Origin of the sequence: Bradyrhizobium sp. NBAIM18 (assembly GCF_020193825.1) — a bacterium.
GTDB lineage: Bacteria > Pseudomonadota > Alphaproteobacteria > Rhizobiales > Xanthobacteraceae > Bradyrhizobium > Bradyrhizobium yuanmingense.
In genome coordinates, this window is sequence record NZ_JADYVO010000013.1 from 36121 (window position 1) to 59192 (window position 23072).

At 57.3% G+C, this 23072-nt stretch carries 12 protein-coding genes and 1 pseudogene; 2 read left to right on the forward strand and 11 right to left on the reverse strand.

Features of this window, described 5'->3' with window-relative positions; all coding sequences use genetic code 11:
- Positions 1-1474 precede the first annotated feature (1474 nt).
- Positions 1475-3688, reverse strand: a complete 2214-nt coding sequence (locus I6F17_RS25175) for a hypothetical protein (protein ID WP_225124623.1) — start codon at positions 3686-3688, stop codon at positions 1475-1477.
- A gap of 1190 nt (positions 3689-4878) precedes the next feature.
- Positions 4879-6114, reverse strand: coding sequence for a cytochrome P450 (locus tag I6F17_RS25180; protein ID WP_225124624.1), 1236 nt, complete (start codon positions 6112-6114; stop codon positions 4879-4881).
- A gap of 1343 nt (positions 6115-7457) precedes the next feature.
- Between I6F17_RS25180 and I6F17_RS37795 the strand changes: the two genes are divergently transcribed.
- Positions 7458-7592, forward strand: coding sequence for a hypothetical protein (locus I6F17_RS37795; RefSeq protein ID WP_275970522.1), 135 nt, complete (start codon positions 7458-7460; stop codon positions 7590-7592).
- Positions 7593-8701: 1109 nt separating this feature from the next.
- Here the strand turns inward: I6F17_RS37795 and I6F17_RS25185 are convergent.
- The 9 genes and pseudogenes from I6F17_RS25185 to I6F17_RS25225 form a co-directional block, all read right to left on the reverse strand.
- Positions 8702-8903: pseudogene (locus tag I6F17_RS25185) on the reverse strand (hypothetical protein).
- A gap of 241 nt (positions 8904-9144) precedes the next feature.
- Positions 9145-10026: a pantoate--beta-alanine ligase gene (locus I6F17_RS25190; RefSeq protein WP_225124625.1), complete on the reverse strand. Its 882-nt coding sequence runs from the start codon at positions 10024-10026 to the stop codon at positions 9145-9147.
- Between the two features lie 203 nt (positions 10027-10229).
- The gene (locus I6F17_RS25195; protein WP_225124626.1) at positions 10230-11711 is read right to left on the reverse strand and encodes a pentapeptide repeat-containing protein; all 1482 of its coding nucleotides are present in this window, start codon (positions 11709-11711) and stop codon (positions 10230-10232) included.
- 182 nt (positions 11712-11893) lie between these two features.
- Positions 11894-12115 carry a hypothetical protein gene (locus I6F17_RS25200; protein ID WP_157785211.1) on the reverse strand — a complete coding sequence of 74 codons (222 nt, stop codon included), beginning with the start codon at positions 12113-12115 and terminating at the stop codon, positions 11894-11896.
- A 468-nt stretch (positions 12116-12583) separates the two neighbouring features.
- Positions 12584-14278, reverse strand: a complete 1695-nt coding sequence (locus I6F17_RS25205) for an ABC transporter ATP-binding protein (protein ID WP_244431448.1) — start codon at positions 14276-14278, stop codon at positions 12584-12586.
- A 27-nt stretch (positions 14279-14305) separates the two neighbouring features.
- On the reverse strand, positions 14306-15169 hold the full coding sequence (locus I6F17_RS25210; RefSeq protein ID WP_036043227.1) for an ABC transporter permease: 864 nt from the start codon (positions 15167-15169) through the stop codon (positions 14306-14308).
- Positions 15166-16122 (reverse strand): ABC transporter permease, encoded by a 957-nt coding sequence (locus I6F17_RS25215; RefSeq protein ID WP_162131267.1) that lies wholly within the window; start codon positions 16120-16122, stop codon positions 15166-15168. The genes I6F17_RS25210 and I6F17_RS25215 overlap by 4 nt, the downstream gene beginning before the upstream one ends.
- A 4-nt stretch (positions 16123-16126) precedes the next feature.
- Positions 16127-17731, reverse strand: a complete 1605-nt coding sequence (locus I6F17_RS25220) for an ABC transporter substrate-binding protein (protein WP_225124627.1) — start codon at positions 17729-17731, stop codon at positions 16127-16129.
- Positions 17732-17849: 118 nt separating this feature from the next.
- Positions 17850-19190 (reverse strand): NtaA/DmoA family FMN-dependent monooxygenase, encoded by a 1341-nt coding sequence (locus I6F17_RS25225; protein WP_036043231.1) that lies wholly within the window; start codon positions 19188-19190, stop codon positions 17850-17852.
- 2406 nt (positions 19191-21596) lie between these two features.
- Here I6F17_RS25225 and I6F17_RS25230 point away from each other — a divergent pair.
- A complete protein-coding gene (locus I6F17_RS25230; RefSeq protein WP_225124628.1) occupies positions 21597-22502 on the forward strand; it encodes a hypothetical protein in 906 nt (301 codons plus the stop codon).
- Positions 22503-23072: the final 570 nt, after the last annotated feature.

The following is a 23072-nucleotide window of genomic DNA, read 5'->3' on the forward strand; positions in this document are numbered from 1 at the left end:
CGGCAGTTGCGCGATTGGCGGACGTCACCGACGGGGTGTAAGTGAGCCGTCACTATGATCATCCTTTAGAGAACAAGAACGTGCGGCTTGCGCCATCTGCCAGCGCAACCATACGGCATAAGGATGCGGCCGCTGTCGGAGCAGCGGCCGCACGAGGGTCGACCCTCATTCTCTGCTTGATATGTTTCCCGTTGTCAGTGCCGGACGCACGAGGGATCCGTCAAGCAAAAAAACAGATCGCAGATGCCATTCAACGGGTCATCCACGCACTCAGGATATGATGTATCGGCTACCGGCGCACTCGCCGCAACCGGCTGCGCGGCAACGTTTGCAGCAAAAGGAGGCACCACCGCCGTTGCAAGCGCGAGGGCGCTCGCGGTCACTAACACAGACTTTTTCATTCGAGACATCGCTTCCCTAGGTTAGCCCCAGCCGCTCTCGACGGTCTATCTGACGACGCTGCAAGCGGTAAAATTGATTTTCTTGATCAGATCTATCGACCGAATGGATAAGTACGCAGCAATGGACGATCGGCTCATCGATGCGATGGGCGAGGAGTTTCAAATTCGGCTGAACCAACGGGGCCGAAGCGGGTCTGACGGTCGATGCCGAGGCCCAGCGGTCGCTCGGACCTCAACGTCAACGAGATCGCCTGCGAGATCAAAAGCGAAGTGATGCACCGGGTGCTTAGGGCGGCACGGAATCGAGCTGTAGAAGATCGATCAAACTAGTCATACGGATTGCTGTCGTGAGCTCGCGCCATGACTCAATGAACAGTCCACCAAGCTGATCTTGCGGCGGAGCATGCTCTTCCGGCGATGCCACCGTTGCTCGCTCGTGGCGGCGACTGAAAAAAGCAGGGAAATGACTGACCATACGCCGGTGTATTGAAATCGTCTCCGCGGCGCCCGGCGCCATTGCAGTTGAAACGAAGAAGCTCCGACTTACTCGGATTGAGACGCTCAACGAAGAACGACAAGCCCCAGCATCTTTTGGGGGCCAAGGAGGCGTGATGCTGGGGCCGTCGTAGCCTGATGCTAGACTAGCAAACAGACGGCGTTGTTGTGCAGCGCCCGGTTTGATTCGTCAAAGCGGCCGGGACGCTCAGCTCCCGTACGGACCATCCGCGATCCGTTGAAGCTCGCCCGAAGAGTTTGCGCGCCAGTTCGCCGCGGGCAGGCAGGTGAAAGCACTGTGACCGGGCTTATCGCCGCCAGCATCTGGTATATCTCCCGCCTGCAATAGTCAGCGGCCCAGCTTCTCGCCCGAGCGCCGATGTTCGCCAGGGCAGGGAATGGCAGCTTGCTTGTACGACGACCGACAATCCTCCGGATCGCCAGCCGATACCCCTCCCGTAAGAAGTGTTCTCTCCCCGGCTCCATCCTTGTGTAAGCTGGAGTTCGACGAGGCTCGGCGCAGCTCAGGCAATCCGCCGAGCCGGTCAACGGCTCACCGGCGCAAGACAACCAGCTCACTAGATCCCCAGTCGAGCCATCTGAGCCGAAGCGTGCTCCGGGTCGGGAAGGGGCTGCCATGGCTGGCCAGCGGCGGTGCTCAACAAGGACCTACAGAACGCGGGAGTGAGCTTGCCTCGGTGGATCACGACGTTCTCGTGCCCCTCGGCGGCTCGAGCGTTCTGCCAGTGCTGATTGTAGCCGCGCTGTTCGTCAGACTTCACGTGGCAAGCGGCGAATTCGCGATCGCCCAGCGTTGCCAATTGCCAGGCATGTACCGGCCGCTTGGTATGGATGTGTACCCACATCGGCCTTGGCGTCGCGCCATTGCTCAGCGCCATGGGCTGTAGCTTGATTTCGAACAGCGTCCCTGGCTCTCCCTTCAAGGCGCGAGGTGGATCCACTGACGCCAGTTCCCCCGCTGCCCGTAACTGTGCAAGGTATTTCTGCGATGGAAACGCATAGGTCTTCATGCAATCGCTCGTGATTGCTGCCTTTCGCGCGCTCAATGACTTTGCCTGCCCCTGAACCTCGGACCCCATCCTTTGAAGCCGGACTATCTTTTCGTGCACTTCGGGCACCTGCGCAGCGGTGAGCAGGCCCCGTCGGCGAGGCTCCTCCAGCGCGGCTACACAGGCCTCAATCTCGGAGGACTGCGTCTGCAAGCGCTTGATCACGCGATTCAGGACATGTTCGGCGTCGTCGGGCTTCATCTGGCGCGCTTGCGAGACGGCGCTTTGCTGAGCCCGCAGATCGAACTGCAGCAGCTCGTCCAATCGCTCAAGTAATCCCGGCAGTGCCTTCCTGGAGGGCGGAGCCTGCCACATCTGGAGGTGATCGGTCGCAGAGGATGACGCAGCTGCCTCCTCCGGCGTGGCGAGTTTCTTTGTACCGAGATCCGAGAGCACGATGACCTTGCCCGTCGCGGCCGCGGCGGCATCGGACCTTCCCAGTTGCGGCGCGGGCGGGTTGGCCGTCGAACTCCCCTCGCCCGCGGCTGCTCCGCGCTTTGCTTTGCCCTTTCTGCGCGCTGGAGTGCCTTCACCCACCAGGGCAGTGTTTTCAGGAAGCGCAGCCCAAGCCGGCGGTTCAATCGTCACTTCCGTCTTTGGCTGCAATGCCAGCAGCCGCATGACCTCGTTCGCCGTCACCCACGCTCCGTCCACGATCTCGCCAAGCAACTGCAAAGGAAGGTCAGCTTCCGTTCCAGCCTCCCTCAGGGGCTCAAGCATGCCCCTCAGTTTGGATGCAAATTCCGAAAGCCGTTCCATCACTCCTTCCAGAACGGCGCGGTGCTCGGCGTCGAGCACCGTTCCTCCGCGAACGGCCTCGCCCGTCGAAATAAATGCCGGAAAAACATCTTCAACAAAGGTCCCGAGCAGACGCACCCGCCCGCTCTCGTCCATGAGGGCGGCTCGCACGTCCGGTGCTAACGTGCTCGCTCGCGACTCAATCAAGAGCTGCGCGAGAGCGATGCGCGATTGCAGATACATGCACCTGGTATTGAGCACCCAGCCCGTATTGAGCCTGAGTTGGCCCTCTTCGGTCTTGCGCATCTCGGGCGTGCTGCTTGGCAAGTGGGCAGTAGCCGCACAGACTGACTGCATCCGCTCGAAGCGCAACGCCTTCTTTCCCCACAAGTCCATGCAGGCAGCATACTGGTTCGCGACGCCCGCAACGACGCGGCTCAGCTGGTCGGGCGGAGCGGTGTCTTTGACCTCGTCGAGCAGGGCTTTTGCTTTCTTTCTCCTGTTCTCAAGTGGGTACAGAATCTCGGTGGTTACTTCGTTACATTGTTTGCCCGCATCCAGCGTGTTGTCGCGGAGCCGGCGAGCCTGATCGTCGGGCAGGATACGACGCGCCAAATTGGAAGGCAGATTCGCGTAATACTCCAGAACTGTTGAGCCTGCTTCGACCACTCGATCGATCAGCTCTTGCGCCTTTTCCGAGTTGCAGCGTTGCATGGCCGCTCGACGGCAAGTTTCAAACTTCTCAAGCAGGCTGTCCAAATTTCGCTTTGCGGCCTTGATCTCGTTGCGCGTTGGCGCCGCCATATCTGAAGCCGCAGTTCTGTCTTGAGGCCCGGAGCGCATCCGCTCCAGGACGGCATCGAAGGATTGACCGCGTTCCCCAGGGAAGAGACCAGGCTCCAGGCTCGAACGGCTCAATTCCCCGGCGCTGTCGGCTCCCGCCGCCTCACCCTGTGATGAATCAGCTCGGCCAATACCTTTCATACTTCATCTCCGAATAGTCGAGAGTGCGCAGCCTGTCTGGATAGGCCGCCTAGCTGACGACTAGCTGACCAAGAGCCATTCATCGGGATGCACAAGAAATAAGACCTCGCCTTGAGTTCCACGCAGCTTGGTCGTGTTGCTGAACTAGCCGCATCAGTGCCGGTGTGATCAGCTGAGACGTGACCGGCGTCCGACCTGCCCTACCCACGGAATAGTCCCTACCCGAACGCCTTGGCTCTATGCACGCGAGCTGGGCCAAGTCAAACGCTAGAGAGCAGCCAGGAACGCGCTCGCCTCTTGAACGGCGATTTTTGGCCAAGCAGAACTGGCCAGTGTATGTCGATCGGCAGACCTTCGCTCGCAACGCACGCGTCCCGCTATCCACTAAACAGACTTCGACCGAAGAGTTTACCAAGTCACCAGCCATCGACGGGTGTGCCGAGACGTCGGAGGCCATCAGCAACGACATTTTGCCCGTTGGAACTGAGCAGAATCGAGGTTGCGCAACTCCCTCAAACTATATCTCGCAAAAGCCGGGCCGCCGCCCAGGCCGGTTAAATCACACTCATAGAAATGTGGCAGCAAGCGTACCGAGCACACCGAGCGTCACCCCGACCAGCGAATTGGGTGTCCGCACGTCTCTAAAGAGCAGAAAGGTGAGTATCGGCTCCACTACCAGAATAGCTCCCACTATTTCGCGGCAATGATCCAGATATTCTTCATATGCATGTGGCGAAGCGCTTATCTGAAAATGAGGTAGATGCCACCGAAGGATATCAGGAGAAACATCGGCCACAGGCATTGCCAAATTACTGCCGGTCTTCCCCAGGGAGCTTGAGGTAATCAACTCGGGGAATATCCAAATCGCTTCTCCAAGGAAAATCGCTGCAACCCGCTACAATCTTCAGCATCAATTCATCGGGCTCCACGTTCCGGCTATACAAGGCAACCCGAACAGGCGGCATCGGAGTTGCCGTTGAGGCCCTTTCGGCATCTCAGGCGTTTGCAAGTCGAGACGCGCGCCTGACATGTCGCTTCTCACGGGGACTTCAAACGTCTGCCCGGTCGATCAGTAGTTGCCCACTACAAATGCTTCGCGTCGATCGAGCCATCTGCGCAGATTGAACAAGATAGTTCAGATCAATCCACCCTGACCGCGCACCGGCGGCCGGGGACCGGCGCGACCAGGCCTACGCTTCAATCCGCACGGGGAGAGCCGAATAGCCGTGCACGAAGTTAGATGCAATTCGCTCGGGTTCGCCGACGACCTCGATCTCCAGTCTCGCATCCAAGATCTCTTCCCAAAGGACTCTCAACTGCAGTTCGGCAAGATGTCGACCAAGACAGCGATGGATTCCGAATCCGAACGAGAGGTGCTGCCGCACATTCTTCCGGTCGATCACGAAACTGTTGGCGTTCTCAATGATCTCTTCGTCTCTGTTGCCGGAGATGTACCACATGACGACCTTGTCGCCTTTCCGGATCTGTTTCCCGCCTACGATGCTGTCGACCGCGGCAGTGCGGCGCATATGCGCGATCGGTGTCTGGTATCGGATAATCTCGGACACGGCGCTCGAGACCAGCTTGGGATTGTCGGCTAGTTTTCGCAGTTCGGAGGGGTACTGGCTCATGAACAGGAGGCCGCCGGTAATCGAGTTGCGCGTCGTATCATTTCCCCCCACGATCAGCAGAATCAGATTCCCGAGAAACTCACTCGGCTTCATATGGCGTGTGGCGGGCGAATGCGCCATCAAGGAAATCAGGTCGAGGCGCGGCTCCGCATTAATGCGCTCATTCCAAAGCTTTGTGAAATAGTCCAGACATTCTGACAAGATTGTGCTTCGCTTGTCCCAGCTGTCGATCGCATGGCCTGCTTTCGGAGTTGTAACAGCTACGTCTGACCAATAGGTCAGTAGTCGCCGATCCTCAAATGGAAAGTCGAAGAGCGTGGCGAGCATTTGCGTCGTCAACTCTATCGAGACCATGTCTACCCAATTGAAGGCTTCATTGCGCGGCAAGCCATCGAGAATCGCCCTGACCCGAGAGCGGATCAAGGTTTCGAGCTTCGTCAGGCTTTCCGGTCCGACGATCGGGCTCACGGTATTGCGCTGCTCGGCGTGCTTGGGAGGCCCCATCTTGATGAAACTCTGGGTCCAGTGCTTATCAGGCACGTCAACAATAGTGACACCTTGCTTTGATGAGAATGCTTTGTGGTTTGTGTCTACCGCTACGATGTCCCGATACTTCGTCACAGACCAATATGGACCATGAGGGCTGTCTTTGCAGTAGTGAACGGGATCTTCTCTTCGCAGCCGGTCAAAGAAACCCCATATGCTGTCGTCTTGAAAGCGCCTGCCTTCGCTTACATCCAGCTCGCTCAGCGGAATAATGTCATCTGCTTTATGATCTTCTGATCGCCTGCTCATGATCGTCTCCGCAGATTTTGCTCCCGAGAGGCTACAGATCTAAGGTCACGATTCACCGTTTCGAGCTGCCGTGAACGTTTGACTGCGACGGGCCGCCCGACCAGACTATCTCAAAGCGCGGCTGGCCTAGCCCTACCACGTCGGGCAGTAAGGATCGCATTGACTTTCCGACCCGATCTACTCAATCACTGAGAGCTGTCACCACGAGTTGGACGAGGGCTGTGCGAAAGGACAACATCCAATCGAATACACACTCCCAAGGTAGCCAGCCATTTTGCCTCTCACTGTCGTTTCGGTCCAGGGAGACCAATTGAGGCGGCTCGGCAGTCTGCCGCCCATCTGGTGATCTTGGCCGAGGCACCCCAAAGCGGCGAAGCTGAAGGCGGCAATCTTTCCATCGCTTGGGATAGTAGTTCCCGGATTGGGGTGTCCTGTGGGGTAACCTGAGAAAGAGGGGGAGCGAGGAGGCTCTGAAATGCGGACGCGAGCAGGTGCAGGTAAGGTCCGCAGGTCTGCAAGGTGAGCGCCGGAGAGGCTTCAAACCTGATGCGGTGTCCGGCCTGGAAGGCTCGGACACTGTAAAATGGAGGCTGAAGCCTTGCACCGAAACGCTGCAGGAACCGTTTCGGTCGAGAAACGTGGGAGGCGGGGCAAATCGGAGCGACCGCGCATGACGGAGCGCCGTCCCGACTAGTCGCCGAAGCCGAACGCCTTCGCGTCAGGTCGAGCAGCAAAACCTGGGGCAGCCCGCCCGAGGCAAATGTGCGAACAGCACGTCAGAGTGAGACCGGCGCTCAAATGCGCCGATTCGCTGAGATCTCCCGCCGCATGATCAAGTCGAGAGCTTTTCCCGCCTAGATAGCTGTGTTAAGATATCCTCTCTTTAGTAGTGGAGGAAGTGATGAGCCATGACCGGATCGTTACGGCGGCCATCATCGCCGTTGGCGCTCTCAACACGGTGCTCGCAGCGATAGCGCTCTTGTCGTTCTGAGCAGCGCAATTTTCTCATGCGACAAGAGGCCATCTCGATTGGCGGCCTCTTTCACTCACGCAGCGTCTCCGCGTATGGCCCGATCGCGTATACGGAACGCGGTCTCCGCTTGGTCCGCTTCGTGGCGCCAAGGATCATGCAGCCTATCTTCTTTTCAGCCCGCCGGTTCGACGAGTGGGTCATCCGGTACCGGGTCTAGCGGCTTCGGGGTACCCGTCCACCGCGCCCGTTAAGAGAGTAGTTACCACTCACTGTCAGCATTTCCATATTAGGTCGCCATAGGCGGCAGCCAATCTGAGAACGTCTGATTTTCCGACACGCCCGGTTGGCGGTCTCTTTCAGGAGAGGCCCAATGTTCAAGGGCTTCACGGTGGCAGTTGCGGCGCTGATTTTCACAGCGCAACTGGATCAATACCTCACGCACGGTCGGTACACCGACGCGGCGATCGCTATGCTCCGGCACATCAGGCATGGGTTTGGCTTTTGAGAAACCGGAACGCATCTGGAAAGCAATTCACGGGTTGATCTCGATGCGGAGGAGCAACGCGCCATAGCCATATTGGGAGCTGGGCTTTGTGTCGAGCTGTGTGACCTGCTTGCTCTCCTGAGCTTGAGGCAGCTCGGTCTGATCGGAGTCTGCGATTTGAAAGCTGCCGCGCACGAGTTACGGAGGCGCGTTGTCTTGAGCGAACTCGGGTAACGATCAGGTGATGATCAGATGATAAAAGTGCGGATCTAACATGACGGTGCGCGACAAGACGTTCTCACCGCGCCGATTATTGGGTCCTCAGGGGGCTAAGGGCTGGATGGGATCGACAACGGAAGGGGCCGGCTCTGGTTGGGATTAATTGGGCGGTCAATTTGACCAAAGAGCAAGCCGATCGCCTCGCGGAGATTGAGTTGACGAGCACGAGCGGGACTAGCGTAAGCCCGGTCAGAGCCTAGACAGCGAGACGGATGAGTGGACATCCTCTTCATCTTGCCGATCAACGCCGAAAAGACATACCGACACCGCCCGGCTAGCATGCTTCCTTCTTTGGACAGACTGATCTCGCGAACCGCCATCTCGCCCACAGCAACAGCGTCAGTCACTCCAGGACTATGAACCTCAATCACTCTTTTGCGATCAGTCGCAGTTTGGATCGCCATGATCGACACGACCAAGCCAAGCTTCCTAAGAGCGCAGTTCAAGCCAGACTCGAAAAGGTGTTGTTGGTCACGAGCGAAATTGATGCCGGAAATCAGGCGCGAGATCGGCATAGCTGCGCTCCCGTGCTTGATCTGGCGGAAGCACAAAGAGTCTCTCAGACGCTGAAATAAGTCACGGACCCGCGATGATGTTTGTAGGCTGCACCTCCAGGAAATAGCAGTCATGGGACTCATAGTGCCGATCTCCATAGTAACACTTCGTCTCTAGGCGCAAGGTATTGACCATCCAGTCAGCACCGCTTCGGAGCCGAGTTTATGCTTAGGCGTTGCCGACAGATGCGCCTTCCTTCCGACGTGTCCGCTTTGGGCTGAAACCGGCAACCTCAACCCGAGCAGATGTCTTCCGCTTGGCCCTCGTCAGCCGACATTGCGTTATTGGCTCAAGCCCTAGATCATTTCCCTTTTGCCAACTCGAAAGCTACGAACGTAATACCCTTGTCGCTGAACGGCCGACTTTATCTCGTCGCTGACTTTGAGAACTCTAGTTCTGCTCTTGCGCCATTTATTGGAAGAGTAAAGTGCGGGCATCTCAGAAGCGTTGCTTATGACGAGGAAGTCCCGCTTGTTATTACGAATAGACATCAAACATGTCACCCTCGCAGAAATGTCGAGTAGAGCAAATATGTTTGGTAACGACCGTGTCAGCTGTAGTGCGCTGGGCCCCGAGCGGGTGGTAGTCTGGGATGCCTGCTGGTTAGACTTCGCACCCAGTGAATGTCGGGGAAATGTTAGCGCGCCAACCGATCAGCTCAGATTTCTTTTTGCATGCTGTTTCCATGCCAGGCCAGTGTACTAGTTCCGTGAAGGCCATGCTGTGAATATTGGTCTAGCTATGAGTTCTTAGGCAGATCGATCCAGAGATCCGGAGCACCATTTAGGAGGGTATCCTGATCTGGAACATAGATACTATCGAAAACCCTCAGGCCGTGAGCCGTTGCCGCGCCAATAATGATGAAAGGGAGCTTGACCTGCTCTAGATCTTCGAAGCTGTCAGCGCCGACAATCCGAAGATAATCGAATTTAAACCGTCGGAACTTTATGTGAGATGCAGCCGACGCTACAAGGTCCTTGACGCTCGACGCTCCTCGGACGATCTCTTCCCTTAAATGGTTGAGTGCCGTGAAGAGGCACGACAGCTCATCAAGCTCAGACCGGCTAAATCGCCTTAAGCGCGACGAAATCGGCACTCCATTCTTGTATCTCACGGTCGGCACAAACCTTATCTCGCAATCCAGAAGGAGGTCTGCAACGGCGCGCTTCACCAGGATCGCCTGACCGATATCTTTCAGGCCGAAGTAGCTGCGAGTTGGCCGCGCATAGCAGATCCAGCGGACCGCACCGGTTACAGCTTCCTTCAAGCACGCCTCAGGCCCATCTAAACGCAAATGATAGTCACCTTGCGATACGAACGTTCGATAGCCAAGCGGAAACATTTCGGTGTCGCTCGAGGAAATCACGGCAGTCGCTCCCGAACGTAGGGCAAGTCCAATATCATCGTCCAAATTGAAATCGTAGCTCCCGCCTGGTCTAAGCTGGATCTTGTTCGGGTACACTGTGACAATCGCGACGTCATTCTCCAAGGCCGCTCTTCTGATCAGTTCTGCATGTCCAAGATGCAGGGCGCCCAGAGTGTGTACCGTGCCAATGGTCTGACCTGTTCTTGCGACCTCCCGGATGAACGCCTTGCCTGCGGAAAGACCTGCCAGATGCATGTTCTTACTCCAGTTTCCTTGAACGCAAAAAGAGTGGAGCGCTTGGATCTCGGAAGATGCGCGGCCTGGGCATCCTGTGTGGGCCGCGCACGCAGACGAGCTCCAAAGAGCTTCAACGCCCGCTTACAGTCGAATGACCGCATCAAACTGATCTAAGCTCATGGGCACTGTAGCTCCCTCTGCTCTTGCGGTTTTCAAAGGAGTCAGGTTGACCCTTCTCGACCACGTCGCATCAACGATGAGAGTTCAGCCAGATAGTTCGATGACTCGCTCAGCTGATCCCCCTCCAGAGCGACCTGCAGTCCCCGACAACGGTCGGCAAAAAACGGCGGCTCGAAAGTGGTTATCTTAGCGCCTGAAAAGTCGACCTTCACGAAGCTGGCCTGGAATGGCGATATCCCACTCAGGTTCGCATCGCGCAGGGACGATTGGTTCATGCGAACGTATGCGGCTCGCGTTGCCTCCAGGTTGCTATCGGTCATACCCGCGGCGAGATATGCCTGAACGAGATTGGAGCCTTCGAGATTTGCGTGGCCCAATGCCATTGATTGCGGCGGATCACCGGTGATCATCGACCTGTAGAGGTAAGCCTGTGATAGGTCCGCATGTTCGAGATCGCAGTCGCGCACAAAGGCGCAGCGGCCGCGAAGACCGGTAAGTTTGGCGGCTCGCATTGTGCTCTCTGTTATCGAAATGCTCTCACCTGATGCCTGAGATAGGTCCGCTCCGTCCAGCTGACAGGAATGAATAGATGCACTGTTGAGCACAGCACCGACGAGGTTCGCGTCGGACAGGCCTACGGACAGAAGCCGCGCCTCGGTGAGGTCTGCCTGTTCCAGCTCAGCGCTCGCGAGATTTGACAGGTGAAGATCAGCGAATGGGGCGCTCAGGGCTCTCGCCCGAATCCGCCCGCTCACCTTTGAGAGTCTCAGATACGGAAGATGAGCACCTTCCAAGACAAGACCATCGATGGAGGTGGGACGCACGATCGATAAACAGTCTCCCTTTGACTGGAAGAACGAGCAATCCGCCAGATGCGTCTTCGTGATCGTGACTTGGCTCAGCTTAGCAAAGCGGAAGGAAGCGGAAGGAAGGAAGCATTCATTGATAGTTGACCCCTGCAGTTCCGCGCCATCGAATACAGCATTACTCGCGTCGCACTGATAAAGGAGGAGCCCGCTGAGCATCGCGTTGTCAAAGCGTGTTCTTTTCATACTGCAACCATGAAACAGGCTGCCGGTTGCATCAATTACATTGCGCAGACTGGCGTCATCGAAGTTGCAGACCTGCGCTGCCATGGCGTGCATATAGGCAAAATCAAGCTTGGCCCCGAGGAAACTTGCCCGCTCTAGCCCCGGACAGATAAGGTTCGCCTCAGAAAGATCTGCACGATCCAACTTTGCTCCGTAAAGCTGCGCACGATTAAGGGTACAGCGTCGCATCGGGAAATCTGAGAGGTCGTGACCGCTAAAGTTCTCGGAGGATAGCTGCAAACCAATCCCGGTCCTTTTGATCGCCTCCTCGGTCCGCCTGCCGACAGCAGCCACTGCGCGCAGCCGATCGGCAGCTCGGCTCCAGTACCGAACGAACTCGCCGTCTGATGAAAGCTCGTTCTTCGGATCTGAGCAATGCCCCGCCCCTTCATTCACGGTGCATTCGCTATCAGCGACGATCCTATGCGACATGTCGGGGGTTCCGTATTGCCCGGATTTCGGAAGGCCTGTTATTGACCTCTTTGTGCTGGGCCTGCGCCCACGCTATGCGCTTTGTGATTAGCTCGTCTGCGAATTGGCGACACGATGCGTCGATGAGGCTCCTGTTGCGTCGGTGTTCTTCGCAGCGGACGCTTAAACACTTCAGCCGAATCCTAGTCATGCGTCCCCACTGCTACTCGGTGCGATTGTTCACCAAGCCCGCCAACCTCGAGAACGATCTGTCCGTTGACAGTGCCGATATATCTGACAAAGCGATTTGTTTCGTCAGCTCTGGGAAACTCCACATCACTCTCCATCAAACCGAATGCGCAAAATTCTAGGTCTTCTTTTTCAGAATGGACCCGCGGCTTGCCGGTGGAAAAGTGATCGTTCATCGAGGGCTGCACTCAGCTCGGCTTAACTCATCGGTAGCAACGAGCGTGCCAGCCGCGTCAGTCGAAATTAGCGAGCTGAATACGGCGTCATGAATTCGAAATTGGCGCCGAATGTTTCGAATCTGACAAACAAGGCTTTGTCGGGAGCCGCACCATGGCTAGGCTATCGTTAAAGCGAAGATTCCGAGCTCGTTTGCAGGAGAGCAAGAGCCGCACTCCTTGCGGGCAGGCAATTGATGGCTTGCAATTCCACACGTGCAGATCGCCGGTCTCGCGGTTAGCCTGTGTTCGAACTCGGCCAGGCCTGCTTCGCGCGCCGGCCGGTCCCCTGTTTTAACCCGTGATCCACAGATTGTCCTTTCCGAGCGATGAGCGAGGGCGCAATCGCGACCAAATCGCGGGCCAGCGCGGCTGCCCCGCCATCGGCGACAGACGATTTTTGAGAATGGAAATCGAATTCGAAGGCATTCACGCGATGCCTTCTTCGAGGATCGTAGCTGAATGACCACTCCGTTGAACACGCACAAGGCGCGGCATGGCCGCGATAAGGCTCCTGGTATAATCAGACTGTGGATTACGAAAAATCTCTTCAGTGGTGCCGCTATCGACGATTCTCCCCCGGCGCATAACTATGACGCGGTCGCTGATATGACGAACAACACTGAGATCATGCGAGATGAAGAGATAACTTACGCCGAGGCGGTCCTTCAGATCGCCGAGCAGGTCCAAGACCTGCGCCTGGATTGAGACATCGAGCGCCGAAACGGGTTCATCGCAGACGATAACGGCAGGATTTGGTGCAATCGCGCGGGCTATCGCAACGCGCTGGCGCTGGCCGCCCGAGAGATCGAGCGGCCGTCGGTCCAGCAAGGCCTCGGATAGTCCGACCATATCGAGCAGCTCAATAACGCGCTCCTGCCGCTGCCGTTTCTCGACGTCGCCCGAAAGACTATCGGATATGATGCGTCCGACCGTCCATCGTGGATCAAACGAGCCAAGAGGATCTTGGTAGATGATCGATATCGCCCGCCGCCGAGCCCGCCGTTCGCGTTCCGCGAGCGTGGTCCAAGGCCGGCCTGCAAACTGAACGACTCCATCGTCAGGCTTGTCGAGCGCCATGACCATGCGCGCCATCGTCGATTTTCCTGATCCGGACTCACCGACGATGCCCAAAGTCTCTCCGGATCGCAGTTCGAAGGACACGCCGTCCACAGCCGCCCGTGAAGTGCCATCCGGGCCCTCAAAGCGCTTCACCAGACCTGTCGCTTCGAGCAGGATGGAACGAGCTTGCGGCAACGATTGCACGGGCGGCTGTGTTTGCCGGCCGGGCAAACTCAGAATAGTCGATGGTGAGAGACGTGAGCCGCGCGGCCGGCCTGATGGCACAGCGTCCAGCAGCTGACGAGTATAGGGGTGTCGCGGATCTTTGAATATCTGGACGGCGGGGCCGCGTTCGACGACCTCGCCTCCTCGCATGACGAGGATTTCGTCGGCCACGCGGGAGACCACTGCCAGATCGTGACTGATCAGGATCAGCGCCTTGCCCCTGGCTTTGGTTTCCTGGAGGAGTGCCAGCACATGAGCTTGCGCCGTCACGTCGAGAGCGGTAGTCGGCTCGTCAGCGATAAGGATGCGTGGATCGAGTGCAAGTGCCGCCGCGATGAGAGCTCGTTGACGCTGACCGCCGGATAATTGATGGGGCAGCTGCTCGGCCTTCGTCTCCGGCTCAGGGACACCGACGAGTTTAAGGAGAGCAATGACCCGCTGCGCGAGCTCCTCGCGGGATGATACCGCACCGTGGAGGAGTAAGCCTTCACCAACCTCTTTGCCGATCGGGCGAAGCGGATCAAGCGAGACGAGTGCATCCTGTAATACAAAGCCAATCTTGTTGCCGCGGATGCGCCGCCAGGCACGATCGTTAAGGCCGATCAGGTCCGTCCCCTCGAAGCTAAGCTGGCGTGCATGAACATTGGCGTGGCGACCAGCGAGGCCTATGAGAGCCCGCGCACTTACGCTCTTGCCCGAGCCGGATTCACCGACAATTGCAAGACATTGTCCCGGCCGCAGGGAGAAGGATATACTGCGCACAGCCGCTTTCTGGGCGATGCCGCGCCCGAAAGAAACACGCAGCGAATCGGCTGTGAGGAGGTCTGCCTCCTGCAAGAGAGGCTGGGGGCCGCCCTGGGACATTCACGTTCTTCCTTCCAGACGGTCCTGTAGATGGCGCCCGACGATGGTGACGCTGAGAGCAAACGCCGTCACCGCCAAACCGGGTATGATCTCCAGCCACCAGGCGTAGATCACATAGTTGCGCCCGGCATTGAGCAGCGCGCCCCATTCAGGGGCCGGGGGAGCGACGCCCAGGCCTAGAAAAGCAAGACCCGAGGCCCATATAATCGCCTGGCCTACGCCGATCGTCATCATTGCCGTCAGCGGGCTCATGGCGTTCGGAAGAATATGCCTCCAGACAATACCGGGAAATGGATGACCCAGCACCTTGGCGGCCTCCACATACCCTGTCCCTTTGATGGCAAGCATCTGGCCCCTGATCATTCGCGCATAGCCTGGCGCTGTGCCGATTCCGACAGCTATGACCTCAGTCAATACCGACGGGCCAAAAACGGTCACGAACACAAGGGCGAGCAAGAGCGTGGGAATCGCGAAGAGCACGTCGACAATCCGGCTAAGGATGCTGTCGACTACGCCACCAGAAAGCGCTGCGGCGATGCCGAAAACGATCGCAATGGACATGCTCAGCGCCGTTGCACCAAGTCCGATGGCGAGGGATTGGCCCGTTCCCTCGACTATTCGAGAGTAAAGATCTCGCCCCAATTGATCAGTTCCCAACCAATGAATGATCGACGGAGACTGCAATGACGATCTCAAATCAATAGCGAGCGGATCGTGCGTCTGCAGTACCTTTGGGGCCATAGCCGCGAAGGCAAAGAGGCCAATTATGATAAGAGAGACGGTAACCCGGAAGGGAACATGGCGCGTGATTGCCAGGACTTCTTTGAGCGAACGAGATATGGTGACTTCGGCGAACATGCTCATGTCAACTTGATCCTCGGATCAACCAGCCGGTAAGTCAGATCGACGATCAAATTGGCAAGAACGAATACGCCCGCAGAGATCAAAACAGCTCCCGAGACAATCGGAACGTCTCTCGAGGACGTTGCAGCGACGAGGACTCCACCTAGGCCTTGACGGGCGAAAACCACCTCGATCAAGATCGCGCCCGAAAGAAGTTTGCCGAGCGCCCAGCCTGACAAGGTAATCCCGGGCAATGCGGCGTGGCGGAGGACATGGCGAAGCCTGACGCCAAAATCACTCATACCTCGGGCCCGTGCGCACGTGACGAAGGGCTGCTCGAGCACGCGCGTGAACTCGTTCTGAACGACTTGTCCGAAAAAGCCCGACAGTTCAAGAGCCAACGCAAGTGTCGGCAGAATGAGCCCGACCGGAGAATTTCCACCGATAACCGGAAGAATGCCCAGCTTTACCGCAAAAACAACCAGCAAAATTGTGGCCAGCCAGTAAGGCGGCACTGTTGCCAAAAAGACTTGCGTGTCATTGAGCAGCTTCGACCATATGTTGTCTCTGCCGGCGATGAACAAGGTTGTCAGGATGGCGATAATCCATGCGAACAGCAACGCGGCGATCGCCAGAATAATCGTAGGCCCAATCTGCTCCGCGATGATCCCTACGACAGGCCGATGCTGCTGGTAGGATTCACCAAGATCTCCATGCAGGATTCCCAGCATGTATTTTCCGTATTGAACCATGAGCGGTTGATCAAAGCCGTATTTCGCATTGATCGCCGCGAGTTCTGCCGCGGACGCCGGCCCGACGTTGCCACTTGTCACATTAATGATGATCTGGGCGCGATCGCCAGGCAGCACACACTGAATTAAGAACGCAAACGTTGCGGCAGCCCACACCACCACTACGCCGGACAATATCCGGCGCGTGAACCAAACAATGGGATGATGGGTTGCTATCTTCATGGCATCATTTCTTGTCGTTAAAATGGGCATCATAGAAGACAGGTTCGCCAACTGACCCACGGTCCAGCCAGACGTCTTTCAGGGTCGGCTTGGTCGCCAAAGTTACGTCCAGCACAGTAAGGCCAATAACGGGTGCCTCATCCACGATCTTCCGTTCCGCCTGCTGATAAAGGGCGGTACGTTCAGCTCCATTGAAATTCTGTTCCGCCTTTTGAATGATGTCCCAAAGCATCAGATCCTGGTAGCGTGAGGGATTGAAGCGATTGGGCTCGCCATTCTGATCGGGCTTCCACGAGATCCGGAATATCTCAGCGCCGGGGGCAACCCAATAGAGGAGAACGACCTCATAATCATCGGGGCCGAGGTTTTTCCCGGCGAAGAAGTCAGCCGGATTGGTGGGTTGAAGACGTACGTCAAAACCGGCCGCCCTCGCCTGCTGCTGGACAACTTGCAAGGCTTGCTCGCCATCGGGCTTCAGAAAAGCGTACGAATAGGAAATGCGCACGATGAGCGGACGACCGTTCTTGACACGAACGCCCGTAGGATTGCGCTCAGTCCAACCCGCCTGATCAAGCAGCTGATTGGCCTTGCGAATATCGTACCCATAGGACTGCCCGAGTTCAGGCAGGTATTCCGGCGAGCTCTGACTTAGCGCACCGTTGCCTTCGAACGGTAAAGAGCCGAGGAAGGATGTGTCGACCGCGGCCTTTCGGTCAGTAGAATAGGCAAAGGCCTTGCGGACGAGCACGTCGTCAAATGGGGGCCGGGCCGTATACAATGCGAGGCGCAGGGGGGTGCCCCCCGTCAGGTGCCGCAATACTGGAAAGCGGAAGTTGGCGTCCTTCCATGCGACAGCCGGAATATCGTATATGGCATCGGTCTCCCCCGCGATCAGCGAGCCGTATCGGACAGTCTGATCGGGCAGAAACTTCCAACTGATCCCGTCAACGTAAGCCGGCCCCTGATGTCTGGCGGTGGCCGGCGCCGAATTGTAGTCGGGATTGCGGCGGAAGATGACTTCTCGCCCATGGTGCCACTTGTCGACAATGAATGGACCTGAACCGACGGGATTCTCGCAATTGACCGCAAGTCCACGTTTGAGTGCCGATGGCGAGAGAATGCCTTGTGAGGATTGGGCGAAGACGTTCAGCAAGGGCTGGAACGGCACCTTCAATTTTACCTGCAACCTCAGAGGAGCAATTGCTCTTGCCGATTCGAAGCTATCGCCGAGATAAGGAGCGGCAGTCGGATTGCGAAGATCGGGGTCATTGCTGAGCCAACCATTGATATTGTCAGCGATGGCCTGCGCATCGAGGGCAGTCCCGTCGGTAAACTTTACATTCGGTTTTATCTCGAATGTGTACACCTTTTTGTCGTCGGAGATGGTCCAAGACTCGGCCAGCCATGGCGAAATCTTGCCGTCCTCGTTGCGCGCAACCAGATTATCGCTGTACTGGCGTTGCAGATACCATTGTTGGACCCATCCTCCGAACAGGCAGGCAGGCTCTTGAAAATGCCCATAGCGAATAACGCCTCCTCGCTTTACGCTGCCGGCTAAGCCTTCCTGCGCATGAACGCTGGGCGCCAATTGGGACAGGCCCAAGAGCATGACAAGGGTAGCCGCCAGTGTTCTTGCTCGAGGGTTGAACTTGCCAGTGAAGCGCCTCGCTGACCGCCCATTCGATAAATGCATATCCGAGCTCCAGAGATTTGGTGTTGAGGAAGCGTCAGAGCGGTGAGCTAGCTGTGGCTCGTGCAGGCTCGAACGGAGTAGAAATGCCGAAATGCTCTCGCAATGTCTGTCCCAGATATTCTTTGCGAAACAGCCCGCGCTTCCGCAGGATGGGAACCACATTGTCGACAAACGCTGAAGTGCCATCGGTGAGAACATCCGGAATAATGTTGAAACCATCGACCGCGCCGGCGCGGAACCATGCCTCAATCGAATCCGCGATCTGCTCGGGTGTACCCACAAGCAAGCGGTGGCCAAAAGCTTGAACGCTGCTGATGATCTCGCGAACCGTCCGACCTTGACGCGCCAGAGCTTCAATCGTGCGATGGTGACCGACAGAAAACGGAACATGATCTGCATCAGGCAGAATCTCCTCCGGGATTGGCCTTTCGAGGCTGAGCTTCTCGACCGCCACACCCATGCTTCTTGCAAGGGCGCCAATGGCGCGCTCCAGATCGAGCAGCCCATCAAGCTTTTCTTTGCGACGAGCCGCTTCTTCCTCGGTGCCCCCGATACAGGTGACAAGGCCCGGCAGGATGAGCGGAGCCGCAGGGCGGCCGAATTGCCGAGAGAGCGCACGCAGGCGCTCTGCCTCCCGCAGAGCCGTCGTCAAGTCCCCGGCGGCCGCAAACACGACATCTGCACTGCGGGCACCAAGCCGTAGTCCGGGCTCCGAACCGCCCGCCTGAACGATGACTGGGTGACCTTGGGGCGAAGCGGGATGCGTCAGTGGGCCTCGGATGCCGAAACTATTGGTATCGGGATCGAGCAGGCGGAATTGACTCTGATCTGCGTAAACTCCCGCAGCCTGATCGGCGATGACCACCTCGCCGCTCCAGCTCAGCCAGAGAGCACGGACCGTTTCAACGAAGTCCTCGGCCCGTCTGTAGCGATCCGCTCGCCCGACTTCTCGACCGCCAAAGTTCGCTACCGTCGCCGGGCTCGACGTCGTGACTGCGTTCCAGGCAACGCGGCCACGGCTGATGACATCGAGCGATTGGAAACGCCGAGCGAGATTGTATGGTTCATTGTAGGTCGTCGACGCTGTCGCGATCAGGCCAATCCGCTGCGTTTCGCGTGCAATCACCGCAAGAACTAGGGTGGGTTCGAGCCCATTCAGCGGTGGCTGGTGCGTAATGTCGAAACTTATCGCAGGAGTATCGGCGAGGAATACAGCATCCAGCAGACCACGCTCCGCAACCTTCGCAGCCCGGACGTAGTGCTCGATATCGAAAAAGGCGCTTGGATTTGTGCCCGGCCAGCGCCACGCGGCGGAATGGCCACCAGCGCCATGAAGATTTAGGCCAAGATGAAGCATGGAGTTAACCGAAGACATCACAGCCCCGAATGCGGCCTCGGAGCCACTTGGTGGGCCCTTGAGGACAAGTCAATCTCGGCGACCGCCCCGCCCTTTCGCGCAAGCTCACGCTGGATGTGCGCCGGGCAACAGATTTGAGGCATGGATACAAACCGTCGGCTGATGCTAGAGGACTCTCACCGAAGAAGATTCGGCTACGTGCTGTGATGTTCTGCGCGCGGGCGCAGCTCAAAAGAGCTTCGACCACGGTAGTTGCCGATTGACGCCGTCCTGACAGCCAGTTTCCAGCGGCTAGATGATCCCACACGAGTACACTCACATCGGAGCTCCAGAATTCATCAGCAAGCCAGCTGCTCCTCAGTAAGGTGTTCTGATGCCCATTCGCGATCGGACGTTTTGGACTCGCGATCGGGCGAGCAAGGATCGACTAGAGGATCTTTAGAGGTCGAGACCACGCAAACGCAATAGTTGAGTATTTCAATCTACTATCGTCTGTTGGCATCCCCTTCTATTGCGACGTCTATCTGTCCATCGCTTAGCCCAAATGGTCTCTGATCACGCTTCCCGAACATGCGCTACGTGATTGCAGCGACTTTAATTGGCAGCGCCCGGCTCAAAGCGAAGGACACGAATTGATGCGCTCGAGAACACACGACAGATTTGGCGAGACATTGTTGATCGCATGCTGCCCCGTTGCAAAGCGACATCCGATCAATAAGGCCCCGCCAAGCAACCATCTAATATTGCGATGAAACATTCTAGATTATAGATGCCTCGGTAAGGCAATGCTTGGGTGCTGAGCTTTGTTCTGCACCACCGTGGCGCCCGCTGCATTCGAAGATCCTGCGGATCTTCGCTTGATTGTCTTGCAGGCGCCGCATGTTCTCGCTTTTTCTATCGGTATGATGACCGACCGCGACTTTGCAAGAATGCCCGTCCTCGAGGCCCCCTTCGTGAGCGCGCTCGCTATGTGCACCGGACTCAGTCACTTTTGACGACAGGCTGCCGTGGAGCGTCAAACATCGGGAGCATCAACGTTCACGAAATCACTCAGTTGGGGTATCGCAGTGCGTCTCTTACCGGTAGGTGAGGTGGGGCGCGCCTGTCGTGATGACTCGCGCGCGATCAGCTTCATCAATGCCAGTTCGATCCGTGCTAGCCTCGAGGTCTGCGGCCATCTCCGGCGAGAAAGATCAGGGACGACACGCTCCGCGCCAGCATGGTGGACGACCGCAGCCCCGGCGTTCCGACCTAAGTCATCACCGTCCTGCCGTTAGCAACAGGAGTGCAGCCCGCGAGCGCCAAGAGCTGCTTCCTTCGGCCATCCCGGCTGGTCGTTTTGGATCGACCCAGGAAGACTGATGCTATCAATTTTCATGCGTCGGTGCCTGGGATCTATCGCTACTTTGACCGGAAACGCGCCGGGGCTCGGAGATGGGAAGGAGGGGCCGATACGACGGAGCGCGGAAATTGCCCTGCGCCTACAGGTCACACCAAAGGCTTGTGCGGCGATATGTTCGTAAGGCGCGACCAACGTTGTCGTGCATTGTGTGGCGCATCGGCTGCAAACGTCAACGCCCCGTTTTTCTTTTCCGAACTGAGGCGCCCGTGCGCCATTCTTTGCCGCCGCGGGTTCTATGCGCCCGAATCGTTTGTGGCCCAGCCAAGTCTGGTTGGCAGTTCAACGTTTCGCGGCCGTACAGCCTTCTAATGTTGAGTTTGGCCACTACCCGTGTGTTGCGGATGCCTGGATCGGAGTCGCACGCCCGGCTCTTTTTTTTTGCGACCAGCGCCCGGCGCACCCACGCGACGCCTCGCATCAGCAGTCCTAACAGAGGACAATGAGCTTCACGCCACCCCGGCCCGGACACAAGCCTGACGGCTGCGGCCAGACTCAGCTGTTCGGATCCAGCTAGCATCTTGACGAGCATTTCAAGGAGATCCACTCGGAGCCGATGCAAGCTGGCCCAGGCATACTTCTCCACGCCGCTCAAGCTCACCGATAGCAGCGCTTCCGCCGCGCTGCTTCTCCCCGGACCTTCACACGGCCCTGCCGTGGAGCGGATAGTGACGATGGCCGTATCTCACAAACTCTGCTCCGCAATGAACAACAGCTCGCGGGGGTAGTCGGAAAGGACCCCGCGTTTTCTTCAAGCAATGAGTCTGGTCAGCTGTTCGACAGCTAAGCCTTCTAGCATGGCAGCATCTTTATCCGGACAGCAGGCCGACTTGATGGCCCAAACTCTGGAACAGAAGAATGACTTGGATCGGCAGTCAGTCCGACCCGTACGCCCTCAACACACCGATCGGTTCGAGAACCGGAGCCGGTGCGCTTTTATCGACATTGCGGGCGTCTCGGTTCTGATCCTTATCGGATCAACTTCGTACGAATGATAGTGACAAGGCTACCAAAGGGAGACCGACATGGACCCATTTGAGGACGTCAACCGATCCGAGGCTCGGATGAATTACCTCGAGCCGCAACAAGAAGAGACAGCGCAAGCAGACTTTGAGCAGCGGCTTAGAGAGTCTCAGCCAATCCTCGCAGCATTGGCTTCACCCGGGGCTGGATCGAGCCGGACGGTAACGGACGGTAACAAGAAAGCGCGAGCTATCCCGGAGAATGAAAGGTGCACGGCTGCATCCTTTGTCAGAACACGCGCTCAACTTGCCGCAACGCTGGCGTGCGCTAACATTGCGGAACTCAGAAGAGAAATCGAACTCGCTGCGCAAAGATCAGCAAGACGGTCACGAGCGAGTGGATCAGTCGACCGCGTCGATAGTGGCCGCGTTTACGACGACGTGGTGGGATCGTCATACGTGGAGCTGGAGCGCTTTCAAAACCACGCCAGCCATTGCAAGCCACATGCGTTGGACCGCCAAAGCGCGATGGCCCATTTGCGTTCCATGGCCGCTTTGCGTTACGAGGCCGCCCCCTGGAATATCTGGGGAGGCCAACGACTTGATCTGGGTCGCGCAGCGGCAGAGCACATGAGGGGAGATACCAGTTCTTCGCCTTTTGTGTCGTTGTCCGAGGAGGCCTCACAACTGCTCCTTTCGCCGGACGATGACAACGAGTATGGCGCCAAAGCAATTGCGGAAAACGCGAATGAGTTGCACACCTACACGGTGCCGAGGGTCACAACTTGGACGGCGGAAGACATCGTCAGTATTCTCGAGGACGGGACTGAGAATGATGAACCCGCTCTGGCATGGGTGAGTGATACCCCAACTGAGGAGCGTGAGGTACTATTTCTGGGCGGGAACCTAGATGACTATCGAACCGCTAGCGCATCTAATCCATACAAAAAGTCAGGAACAAACGACTGAGTGGTACAGGCGTCGGAAAGGGTGATTTGCATTTTCCGACGCTCGGAAAACTCAAAGGTAGCGTTTCACGCTACGAATGATACTCCGGTCCAACTGCGCCGCGGACTGGCCGCGTACCGCGCTTGGAAACATGAGAGTTTCAGCCCGAACCTGTATCGTCTCTAAAAGTTCGCCGCACTTATCCTCTGGTTGTAACGGCCCTTGCCGATCATTGCTCATTCTAGCTTTCCGCCTGGCCAGGTCAGGTTTTGCGAAGCTAAGATGAGTAGCAATAGAACGCGGTAGCCATGCCCGCCGACCACAGCATGGATCGATACAACGCGATCAGCCCAACCGATGGCCGCGCTCCCCTCTTCCGTTGGGTGCAATCTGGCTGAAAGAGGTGCTTGTCGGCACCGCGGGCAACTGCTCAAGCTGCCGAAACCACAGATCGTTTGCTCAGAGAGCTTAGATCTGCGCCCGAACGCAGTTTACGAGCGGTGAGCAAACCCATAGCGGCGAGCCCAGATGATCTTAAGCGGATGGCTCAATCACCTTGTGGCTGCATTCGGCAGCACTGAGATTTCAGGT